The sequence below is a fragment of the Psychrobacter sp. CX97 genome (assembly GCF_057396285.1).
This window is the reverse complement of the sequence record NZ_JBXYJE010000006.1, coordinates 28,149-40,163: the sequence shown is the minus strand read 5'-3', so window position 1 is coordinate 40,163 and position 12,015 is coordinate 28,149. Positions and strand designations below refer to the sequence as shown.

General features: G+C 39.4%; 9 protein-coding genes. 6 read left to right on the top strand and 3 right to left on the bottom strand.

Annotated elements, in window-relative coordinates; genetic code table 11:
* Positions 1–37 precede the first annotated feature (37 nt).
* Both AC2SLL_RS06190 and AC2SLL_RS06185 read right to left on the bottom strand, forming a co-directional pair.
* On the bottom strand, positions 38–1,246 hold the full coding sequence (locus AC2SLL_RS06190; protein WP_486530816.1) for an acetyl-CoA C-acetyltransferase: 1,209 nt from the start codon (positions 1,244–1,246) through the stop codon (positions 38–40).
* 122 nt (positions 1,247–1,368) lie between these two features.
* On the bottom strand, positions 1,369–2,520 hold the full coding sequence (locus AC2SLL_RS06185; RefSeq protein ID WP_486530815.1) for an acyl-CoA dehydrogenase family protein: 1,152 nt from the start codon (positions 2,518–2,520) through the stop codon (positions 1,369–1,371).
* A 191-nt stretch (positions 2,521–2,711) separates the two neighbouring features.
* On the opposite strand from AC2SLL_RS06185, the gene AC2SLL_RS06180 reads away from it, so the two are divergent.
* Entirely contained in the window at positions 2,712–3,380 is a 669-nt protein-coding gene (locus AC2SLL_RS06180) for a TetR/AcrR family transcriptional regulator (protein ID WP_486530814.1), read from the top strand.
* Between the two features lie 189 nt (positions 3,381–3,569).
* On the opposite strand, the gene AC2SLL_RS06175 is transcribed toward AC2SLL_RS06180, so the two are convergent.
* Entirely contained in the window at positions 3,570–4,763 is a 1,194-nt protein-coding gene (locus AC2SLL_RS06175) for a DUF805 domain-containing protein (protein ID WP_486530813.1), read from the bottom strand.
* Positions 4,764–5,284: 521 nt separating this feature from the next.
* Here AC2SLL_RS06175 and AC2SLL_RS06170 point away from each other — a divergent pair.
* From AC2SLL_RS06170 to acnD, 5 genes are all read left to right on the top strand, one after another.
* Positions 5,285–6,217 (top strand): LysR substrate-binding domain-containing protein, encoded by a 933-nt coding sequence (locus AC2SLL_RS06170; protein WP_486530812.1) that lies wholly within the window; start codon positions 5,285–5,287, stop codon positions 6,215–6,217.
* Between the two features lie 500 nt (positions 6,218–6,717).
* Positions 6,718–7,611 (top strand): methylisocitrate lyase, encoded by an 894-nt coding sequence (prpB, locus tag AC2SLL_RS06165; RefSeq protein WP_486530811.1) that lies wholly within the window; start codon positions 6,718–6,720, stop codon positions 7,609–7,611.
* 69 nt (positions 7,612–7,680) lie between these two features.
* Complete coding sequence (gene prpC, locus AC2SLL_RS06160) at positions 7,681–8,811, top strand: bifunctional 2-methylcitrate synthase/citrate synthase (RefSeq protein ID WP_486530810.1); 1,131 nt, start codon at positions 7,681–7,683, stop codon at positions 8,809–8,811.
* Between the two features lie 124 nt (positions 8,812–8,935).
* Positions 8,936–9,145, top strand: a complete 210-nt coding sequence (locus AC2SLL_RS06155; protein ID WP_486530809.1) for a hypothetical protein — start codon at positions 8,936–8,938, stop codon at positions 9,143–9,145.
* 184 nt (positions 9,146–9,329) lie between these two features.
* Positions 9,330–11,984: a Fe/S-dependent 2-methylisocitrate dehydratase AcnD gene (acnD, locus tag AC2SLL_RS06150; protein ID WP_486530942.1), complete on the top strand. Its 2,655-nt coding sequence runs from the start codon at positions 9,330–9,332 to the stop codon at positions 11,982–11,984.
* Positions 11,985–12,015: the final 31 nt, after the last annotated feature.

The window sequence follows — 12,015 nt, the reverse complement described above, 5'->3', positions numbered from 1 at the left end:
TATATCCGTATCTTGGATTAAAAATTAGTTGTCGGAGTTAAACACGCTCAATAATAGTAGCAATACCCATGCCACCGCCTACACATAGGGTAATCATAGCGGAGTTTAGGTCTCTGCGTTCTAGTTCATCAAGTACCGTTGTGACAAGCATTGCACCTGTTGCCCCGAGTGGATGACCCATGGCAATAGCGCCCCCATTGACATTAACTTTATCTAAAGATATACCTAAATCTAATGCTGTATTCATCGGCACAGCTGCAAAGGCTTCATTAATCTCCCAAAGATCGATATCTGCAGCTGTCATACCTGCTTTATCTAACGCTTTTCTGCAAGCTGGCGTCGGTCCAGTTAACATAATAGTTGGCTCTGAGCCAATCACTGAAGCCATGGTTATTTTTGCACGAGGCTTGAGATTAGCCTTTTCTCCAGCAGCTTTACTACCTACGAGGCATAATGCTGAACCATCTACAATACCAGATGAGTTGCCGGCATGATGTACATGGTTAATCTCTTCAATAGTGGTATATTTATCAAGAATGACACTATCAAAACCCATTTTCCCAGGCATTGTAAAAGAGGGATTAAGCCCTGCTAAAGTCTCAATACTCGTGTTTGGACGAATAGTTTCGTCTTTATCTAGCAGCAGCATGCCATTTATATCAGTCACAGGAACTACAGAGTTATCATAATAGCCATTAGCCCATGCAGCGGCGGCTTTCTTATGCGACTCAGCGGCAAATTCATCAACATCCTGACGACTAAAGCCACGTAAAGTTGCCAGAGTATCTGCACTGACGCCTTGTGGGACAAACTGAGTTGCATCATTGACACGAGGATCCATATACCAAGCACCGCCATCTGAACCCATCGGCACACGGCTCATAGATTCAACACCGCCCGCAACGACTAAATCTTCCATCCCAGACATAACTTTTGTTGCGGCTAGATTCACAGATTCTAATCCTGAGGCACAAAAGCGAGATAACGTTAAACCAGCGACACTTTCATGCCAATTGGCATCTATGACTGCAATACGAGCAATATCAGAACCTTGCTCGCCTACGGGTGTTACACAGCCAAGTACCACATCGTCAACCAAACTTGTATCAAGGTTATGGCGCTGCTGCAATTCTTGTAATAAAGTACGTACTAACCAGATAGGAGATGCTTGATACAGCGATCCGCCTTTTTTACCCTTCCCACGCGGTGTACGAATAGCATCATATATATAGGCAACTTCAGTCATAAATATCCCTTTTTATTTTATACCTTGCAAAATAACAAACCTAACCTTGTTAAACTCTTGATACCGACGACGACTTGTCGCATTTGCTTTCTATGCTTAATAAGCTAGCGAGCTACTCTCTGCTACATAAAGCGAGACGCAAGCTCCTTCATAATTTCATTGGTGCCACCATAAATTTTTTGTACACGAGCATCAGCATACATACGCGCTATTGGATATTCGGTCATATAACCATAGCCACCAAACAGTTGTAAACACTCATCTACCACTTTGCACTGCTTCTCTGTTACCCAATATTTAATTAATGAGGCTTGAGGTGCCGTTAACGTATTATTCATCATAGCTTCTATAGCTGAGTCACACAAAGCTCGTACTGCTAAATAATCGGCCTGGCATTCAGCTAGTTTAAATCGAGTATTTTGGAACTTCCAAATTGGTCTACCAAAAGCTTCACGTTGTTTCACATAATCTAAGGTAAGTTCAAGTGCAAGTTTAATAGCACCACAGCCGCTTAATGCGATAATTAAACGCTCTTGTGGTAATTCTTGCATCATCTGGATAAATCCAAGACCTTCAACACTACCTAATAGGTTTTTTTGAGGTACTCGCACATTACTAAAGAATAACTCTGAAGTATCTTGAGCTGACATACCGGTTTTTTTAAGGTTACGTCCACGAGAAAACCCTTCTAATCCATCAGTTTCAACCACTATCAGAGAAACACCCTGTGCCCCTTGCTCCCGATCGGTTTTACAAGCTAAAACAATTAGGTTCGCGTGTTGACCATTCGTTATGAAAGTTTTTGAACCGTTGATGATGTAGTCATCACCATCTTTTACAGCATATGTTTTTATATTTTGAAGATCGGAACCCGTTGTTGGTTCTGTCATGGCAATAGCACCAACATACTCACCTGTGGCCATCTTTGGTAACCATTGCTTCTTTTGCTCTTCAGTACCATGTTTTAGAATATAAGGTGCAACAATGCCTGAGTGAACCATACCGCCAAACCCAGACTGGTTTGCTTGTGCTTGGGCTAGAAGAATAACCGCTTCATGGCCAAAGTCACCACCGCCACCACCAAACTCTTCTGGCATCGAAGCACATAAAAAACCCATTTCGCCAGCTTCATTCCATGCTTCACGATCTATCTTGCCATTTTCACGCCATTGTTCATCTTTTGTTTCCCAGCTTTTAAACATTTTAAGCGCGCTGTCATACACCATTTCATGTTCTTCGGTCATCCAGTTGCTTTTAAAAGTGTCAATGCTCATAGCGTCAATCCTTAACGAGGATAAAATTAAGTTTTATGTTATGGTAATAATTATTACCATAAATGTTATAATAAATAAAAATAAAACCTTTATTTATCTTAAGTGAGCTTTGATATTACATAACTAGAAATCGCTTCGCAACATATCACTAAAAAATAGTAATTTAAATTACCGATTGGGAGAACTTAAACTTGCACCATTTAATTGCTAGTAATTCGAATGAGACCGTTTTACTTAATGATAGAGCACTCGCTCCTTTGTCCAAAATACGACCTGCTACATTAGACAAGATTGAAAAAGCGGTACATCAATTATTTTCTGGAGATGATGCTCAGGAAGTAACGATGGTTCAAATTGCCAAAGCCGCAAATGTTTCTTTACAAACGTTGTATAAGTACTTCGGCGACAAACAAACTGTATTCCATACCATTATGGATAGGGTGCTTGGCAGACTAGCTGAAAGAATGATCGATCATTTACAAGGGATTGATAGCGTTCAAGATCGTCTGCGTAAGACGCTATGGGTGTGTTTTGATTTTGTTGATTCGCATCCTGATGCGGTTATGGTGTTATCTTCTGTGTCCACAGCCGGTATACGTAAGATTGCTATTTATGAGAATAAAGATCTGATAAATGCTTTTGCAAGTGTGTTAGCTGATGGGCAAAATCGTGGCGTGCTTAATGATAGCGTGCCATTGTATGTTTTATTTGATGTGTTTATGGGATTTGTGATGCGCATTGGCACTATGCAGGTTATTCGGAAGTCAAAATGCCCACTTAACGATAATTTTGATGAACTTTTTCTGATTTTATGGCGTGCGATATCAAAGCCAGAAGCTGATTTGTATAGTAAGGCCTAAATTATTTATACTTCGAATGGTAAAACTAAGCGGTTATAAAAATTTAATACTAGGCGTTTATAATGATCAAAACTTGAAAGATTGAGACGTAAGTTGGAAGATATGGCTGTCAACTTACCTACTTAATAGCATTGTACTAACTGTTTGCTACTTTCAAATAGGCAATAAAATACATTTAATGGAGAGACGTTAAGGATCTCTACTACTTAAGGCTTCATTTGAGGACTCATCAACATGAACGTCTTCAATATCTTCAAGCGTATCTTTCAAAGTCTTTAATGGTTCTTTTTCAATCAATAAAGGGGTTTCAGACGCTCTTAAAAACTCATAATAGTCATGTGTCGACTTATCTTCATTTGATTGAGTAATAAAATCACTTGCTATAGCATCGTTAATGGCCTCCTGAACCTCAGGGTCTGCTTCAGGATCTGTATTCAACACAGGACCATCAGTCATAGCAGGTTGGCCAGATCTTAAATCATTTTTACTATTCTTATCACCAGCCTCTGAAGTACCCTCAGATATAGTAGTGCTGTCAATTATAGCAGTATCTTGAACTCTATGACTACTAATAATATCCCCTTGTTGATTATGATTATCCAAGCTCTGCCCACTAATAGAAAGTTTTTTTATTGGTACACCTACCCAGTTCGTGAGCATCTGTTTAATATCGTTAGACAACATTAATCCACTTATGAGGCTAATAATAAGGAAGAGTGGCAATGACCACGCTAAAGCTTTTTGCCAACCTGTATTTGGCTTTGGTAATAGCCCAAAATTATTAACACTCTTGTTCCCTTTTTTAATAATTAACCAGTATAAAAGCATAAAAGAGATTGGTGGTAAAAAAAAAGTAACTAACCACCAGCCACTTTTATTAATATCATGTAAACGTCTACGCGGATAAATTATAAAGGCAAATATTGTTATTATGAAAATTGGGAGTGTAATAAGTGCAAGAATTAGGTTTTGATTGGATAGATCAGCCGAATTGATAAATGTTGATTCTAATAAGGTAAAAGTTGTGGAGATTATTAGCACTAATCCAATACTCAGAATCATAGTATAAGCAAGAAGCTGTACTCGACTAATTCGTCCATTTAAAGAATACCATTTATTATCATTATAGTTTGACTTGATAACTGATAAATCAGAATCAATAGCATTGTGACTATCTACTTTATCAAAGTCATTATCCACAAATTCAAAACCATGACTCGAGAAGGTGGTGGAAGATATTCCTGATTTCTGATCGTTTTTAGAATCAATTTTGTATTTACTGGCAGAATTAAATCTTTTTAAAGATTGAGGATTACTTTTCCCCATTCTTACAGAACCATTAAGGCTTTTAACGTTTAATGTTGTTTTTGATGGCTTTTTCATATTTAAACTTGCTTATATATTGCTATTACAGCTCTATTATAACCAACACGACGCAGAATGTAACCCACCACTCATATACTAATTACCTTATTAAAATTAAGGATTTAGGTAGATATTCTCATATCCTCCATACTCTATTAATGATATAAAAAGCCAATAATCAACGCCATTATATCTTTAAACATACCACAGACTAAACTAATCTGACCCATAATCCATTACTACATTCTCGGCAAAATTTTCAAAAAAGTCTTATAAATTATGTATTTCCGAAGACCCCATTAACACTAGCTCATTACTACTAAAAATCCTATAGCCTCTAAAAGAGTATTAATTCTTATTTGCGACACTAGACTATAAAAGTAATTAAGCCTATTTATAGACACAAGTTTCATAGAGCCAAAATCTATTCAAATAAAAAAGTACTTGTAACAATAGCTAAACAGTTGCGTTTGCCGAAACGAAGCCATAAACTTGTTTCTAAACTCACTTTTAACGATAAGTAATGACGGTATAAATAAATGCAACTTAAACAGTTGAAAGCCTTTAATGCAGTAGCACGTCTGCAAAGTTTTAGCGAAGCCGTATCAGTTACTGGCTTATCTCAGCCAACGCTAAGTAGATTGATTAAACAATTGGAAGTTGATTTGGAAGTAGAACTCATTGATCGTTATAATCGACCTTTGCAATTAACGCCTGCGGGGGATTTTTTTTATAAAAAAACAAATACTTTGTTAAAAGACCTTGACAGCACCGTTGCTATGACGCAAAAAATTGCTAACCCCCCTGATACACTAAATATTGGTTTTGTGCCCTCAGTGTTATATGGTTTGCTACCAGTCATTCTATCTACTTTAAAACAGCGCCTTCCCACTCTTGAAGTTAATTTAAAAGATATCAACTCATTTAAACAGCTTGAAGCATTAAAATCTGGCGTAATCGATGTCGGTTTTGGAAGATTTGAACATGATGACGCTAACATTAAACAGCTATTACTGCGTCACGAGCGTTATGTAGCTGCTATACCCAAGTCACATATATTGGCGAACTCAAGTGAAATGAAATTAAGTGAGCTCGTTAACGATAGAATCATTCTTTATCATCAAACCCATTTACCAGTACCGCGCAATGATGCCGGTAACATGATTAGTGAGCCTATCCTGCATTTATTTAACAAACAGTCTACTCTGCCGCATATGACGACCGCAGTTAGTGACATACAAGTAGCATTAGGTCTTGTTGCCGCAGGTGAGGGAATTACACTTGTCCCTGAATGCTTAAAAACCGTTCGTCCTGAACAAATTAGTTATTGCTCTATTCTGCATGAAGATACCACCTCACCAATTTTTTTGAGTAGCTTACAGCAGCACACTCATCCTGCATTTGAAACTTTGCTTGAAGCCATTTATTCTGTTTATGAAAAGCGGGGTATTACCTACCGTCGTCATATATAAGTTTTTTGATATGCCACTTAATTTTATTAACCATTTAAAATTCTAAATTCTATTGCGATATCAAATTTATTTAGCTTATATATTTTAATCCATTTTTTCCTTTAAGATTAATTGTAACAAAATATTACTATCAGCCTACCCTAACATTGCATATTTTACATATATCGAATATTACCTTGCTCAAAAAACCCAATAAATGAATATAAATATTTATAATTAAAATATATAAAGTTCATCTAATTATTGATATTAATTAAACTTAAATATTGCGTTTTTAAAATGACTTTAATTTTATCGTTTTAGAGAGTATGCTCATTTTAATAAGATTTATAGCGAGCTAATTTATAGCTGCTTGGCAAGTTAGCATGTGCTTAACACTATTAATAATGGTAAAAATAAAACATCAAAACAATACTAAGAAGTAAAAGTTCTTACTGTTAAGCGCTTATCCATAATCTTTTATTTTTCTTACCTCATATCTAGATATCAAGGATTGAAATATGACCATAAACTCTGCTGGTAAACGTTTTCGTGACGCTCTAACTGAACAAAAGTCAAGTAATAAACCTCTGCAAATTGCTGGTACTATCAATGCTTATACAGCAATGATGGCAACTCAAGTAGGTCATAAAGCCATTTATCTTTCTGGTGCTGGTGTTGCTAACGCCTCATACGGTCTACCTGATCTCGGTATGACCAGTTTGGATAACGTTCTAGAAGATGCAAGTCGTATAACGAATGCAGTCGACACCCCACTACTTGTCGATATCGATACAGGTTGGGGTGGCGCATTCAATATTTCACAAACTATTAAGAAAATGGAAAAAGCAGGCGTCGCTGCGGTTCATATTGAAGACCAAGTAGCTCAAAAGCGTTGTGGCCATCGTCCAAACAAAGAAATCGTTTCAACGAGTGAGATGGTCGATCGTTTAAAAGCAGCTCTTGATGCGAAAATAGATCCTGACTTCGTGATTATGGCACGCACTGATGCTTTATCTGTTGAAGGACTCGAGGCTGCAGTGGAACGTGCTGTTGCTTTCCAAGAAGCTGGGGCGGATATGATTTTTGCAGAAGCATTAACTGACATCGAGATGTATCGCAAGTTTACTGACGTTTTAGACATTCCAGTATTAGCAAATATGACTGAGTTCGGTCAAACAGACCTTTACACTACTGAGCAGTTATATAAAGTAGGCGTTGATATGGTTTTATATCCGTTATCAGCATTCCGCGCGATGAACAAAGCGGCATTAAATGTTTATCAGCACTTACTTAACGACGGCACTCAAGAACAGGTTGTTGATACTATGCAAACGCGCATGGAATTGTATGACTTCTTAAACTACCATGAATTCGAGCAAACGTTAGACAAATTATTTGCTGATAAAAAGTAGTTTAGCAACTTAAGAAGATTTTCAATCGTTTAATTTTTATGCCCTCCAACCCACTAAAAGGATTTTATTATGGCAGCAGGTAAACAATTAACAGGCGCAGGACTTCGTGGTCAAGTCGCTGGCAAAACATCATTATCAACTGTTGGTAAATCAGGATCTGGTCTGACTTATCGTGGTTATGATGTCAAAGATCTTGCTGAAAAATGTATATTTGAAGAAGTCGCCTACTTATTGTTGTACGGTGAGCTTCCTACTCAAGCACAGTTAGATGAGTATCAAGCAGAGCTTAAAAAGTTACGTGACCTTCCGCAAGCCCTGAAAGATGTGCTTGAACGCATACCGCAAAGTGCGCATCCTATGGATGTTCTGCGTACGGGATGTTCTATGCTTGGTAATTTAGAACCAGAAGATAGCTTTGATCAGCAATTAGATAAAACAAATCGTATGCTTTCAGCGTTCCCAGCCATTATCAACTATTGGTATCGCTTCAGCCATGAAGGTGTCAAAATTGATTGTGTCACTGATGAGGAGACGATCGGTGGTCACTTCTTACACTTGCTTTCAGGCAAGAAACCCAGTGACCTACATACACGTGTTATGAACGTTTCTTTGATTTTATATGCCGAGCATGAATTCAATGCCTCAACCTTTACCGCACGTGTCTGTGCCTCGACCCTATCTGATATCTTCTCTTGTGTCACTGGTGCAATTGGTTCACTACGTGGCCCATTACATGGCGGGGCTAATGAAGCGGCTATGGATCTTATTGAAAGCTTCGACTCTCCAGATGCGGCTGAAAAAGGCCTTATGGGTATGCTTGAGCGTAAAGATAAAATTATGGGATTCGGCCATGCTATTTATAGTGAGTCTGACCCTCGTAACGTCATCATTAAAGAGTGGGCCGAAAAACTGTCTAAAGATGTAGGGGATACGGTTTTATATCCTGTCTCTGTACGTTGTGAAGAAGTTATGTGGCGTGAGAAAAAACTGTTCTGTAATGCGGATTTTTTCCATGCCTCAACCTATAACTTTATGGGCATTCCAACTAAACTATTTACGCCAATATTTGTGTGTTCACGCCTAACGGGTTGGGCAGCGCATGTATTTGAGCAGCGTGCTAACAACCGTATTATTAGACCAAGTGCAGAATATATTGGTGAGGAACCAAGAGATGTACCCGCTATTAGTGAGCGTGGCTAATTTTTTGATTACACTAAAAACTCAAGATATGTAGATAAAGGTAATGATAGACGACAATCTTGAGTAAAACGTAAACAATATAAACGATAAGATAGAAAAGGTTTTTTCATCTTCTTTAGAACGCGTGCTAGATTTTATAGGTAAACTTGTCGTTTATATTGTATTTAGTGAGATTATGCTGCTTATTCCATTGGGGATAGCAGCATGGCTGATTATTAGCTATGGTGTTTTTTGGTTAATACTACCCCTAGCAATTATTGCCCTCCTCTTGTTTGGACGGGTGTTTGGACGGGTGCTTGCGTGGTTGCCTAATAAACGCTTGCTTGATAAATAGCTATTGACTGCGAATGAACACTTTATCTTTAAATGCACAACACCTTCTTAAACTAAACAGACTACCCCCCCTATAACCCCTATGTTTTGATGAACTATTCTAATGAATCAACTATCAAGGACAGCTTCTCATGCCAAATCCTAATCCTCTCAAAAAGCCCCTAACTCAGACCAACCCCCAGAAGATGAATCAGAGCTATAAAAAGCCACTCCCTGCGCTTGATGGAGGCGAGACTGACTTATACTACTTTGACGTTGAACAAGCGGTTAACGACATTGAACCAGGTGCTTATGCCAAACTGCCTTTTAGTTCAAAAGTTTTGTGCGAAAACTTAGTACGTCGATGCCCACCCCAAGACTTGACAGAAGCGTTATCTCAGCATATCTATCATAAGCAGGATATAGACTTTCCTTGGTATCCTGCCCGTGTGGTGTGTCACGATATCTTAGGGCAAACTGCTTTTGTCGATTTAGCAGGTCTTCGCGACGCAATCGCTGCCGAAGGTGGTGACCCATCAAAAGTTAACCCCATTGTACCGACACAGCTTATTGTTGACCATTCATTGGCTGTTGAACATGCAGGCTATGAAGAAAATGCGTTTGAGAAAAACCGTGCCATTGAAGAGCGCCGTAATGAAGACCGCTTTCACTTTATCAACTGGTGTGAATATGCCTTTGATAATGTGAATGTCGTACCTCCTGGCAACGGTATTATGCATCAAATCAACTTAGAGAAAATGTCGCCTGTGGTGCAGGTCGTGGCAGATCAAAACGGTGATGCCATTACTTTCCCAGATACGTTGGTTGGCACAGATAGCCATACCCCAATGGTCGATGCCTTAGGGGTTATTTCTATAGGTGTTGGCGGGCTGGAAGCTGAAAGTGTGATGCTGGGCAATCCTTCCTACATGCGCCTACCTAATATTGTTGGCGTAGAGTTAACGGGTAAGTTACAAGAAGGCATTACGGGTACAGATTTAGTACTCGCTATGACTGAATTTTTGCGCGAGGAAGGCGTTGTTTCAGCCTATCTTGAATTCTTTGGTGAGGGCGCACGTCAGTTAACGGTCGGTGATAGAGCCTCAATATCAAATATGACCCCAGAATATGGTGCAACGGCTGCCATGTTCTCTATTGATGAGCAAACCATTGATTACCTGCGCCTAACGGGGCGAACCGAACAGCAGATTAAAATTGTTGAAACGTATGCCAAACAAACCGGTCTATGGGCAGATGGTATGAAAGATGCCGAATATGACCGTGTATTACGTTTTGACTTATCAAAAGTAGTGCGCAATATTGCAGGCCCTTCTCGTCCTCACGCTCGTGTTTCAACTAGTGATTTGGCACAAGTCGGCATCGCTCATGCTGCCGACCAGCCTTTGGTTGAGCCAGAAGCTGGTTTAATGCCTGATGGTGCAGTTATTATTGCGGCAATTACCAGTTGTACCAACACCTCAAACCCCCGCAATATGGTAGCGGCAGGTATCGTTGCCCGTAATGCAGTAGAAAAAGGCTTGGTACGTAAACCTTGGGTTAAATCCTCTTTAGCACCTGGTTCAAAAGCGGTTAAGTTGTATTTGGAAGAAGCTGATTTATTACCAGAGTTGCAAAAATTAGGGTTCGATGTGGTTGCTTTCGCATGTACGACTTGTAACGGTATGAGTGGTGCGCTTGACCCAGATATTCAGCAAGAAATTATCGATCGTGATTTGTTCTCTACCGCAGTACTATCAGGTAACCGTAACTTCGATGGTCGTATTCACCCCTATGCCAAACAAGCATTTTTAGCCTCTCCTCCTTTGGTTGTGGCTTATGCTATTGCTGGTACGATACGCTTCGATATTGAGAAAGACTCTTTAGGTAAAGACCAAGATGGCAATGATGTCTATCTAAAAGACATCTGGTTTGATGATGCTGAGGTAGACGCTATTGTTAAAACTGCGGTTAAACCTGAGCAATACAATCAAGTATACATTCCAATGTTTGATGAGGCTAAAGCCGATGCCGGACGACATGATGCCGTTGTGATAGACCCTCAATACGATTGGCGTGAATTAAGCACCTACATTCGCCGTCCTCCTTATTGGGAAGGTTCAATGGCTGAAGCTAATAAGCTTAAAGGTATGCGTCCCCTTGCTGTACTGGGTGATAACATAACAACTGACCATATGTCACCTTCTAATGCTATTATGCCAGACAGTGCAGCTGGAGAATATTTAGATAAAATGGGACTGCCTCAAGAGGATTATAATTCTTATGCAACTCATCGAGGCGACCACCTAACTGCGCAACGTGCTACCTTTGCCAATCCAAAACTGTTGAATGAAATGGTACGTGATGAAAACGGTAACGTCATTCAAGGTTCTTTAGCGCGTGTTGAGCCTGAAGGTCAAACCATGCGTATGTGGGAAGCTATCGAGACTTATATGACTCGTCATCAACCCTTAATTATCATCGCAGGCGATGGTTATGGACAAGGTTCAAGCCGTGACTGGGCCGCTAAAGGCGTTCGCTTAGCGGGTGTTGAATGTGTGGTTGCGGAAGATTTTGAACGTATCCACCGTCAAAACTTGGTGGGTATGGGTGCCCTACCCGTTCAATTTAAAGAAGGTACCACCCGTAAGACTCTAAATATCGATGGAACGGAGGTATTTGATATTGAAGGCGATGTGTCTGCTGGTGGTGAGATGACATTGGTTATTCATCGTACAAATGGCGACGTAGATAAAGAACCTGTTATTTGCCGATTAGATACCGCAGATGAAGTCAAAATGTACAAGTCTGGTGGTATGCTTCAGCGCTTTGCTAAAGAGTTTTTAGCAGGTGAAGTCGGTTAACTACTTAAATAAGTTGATTTTTGATGAGTAA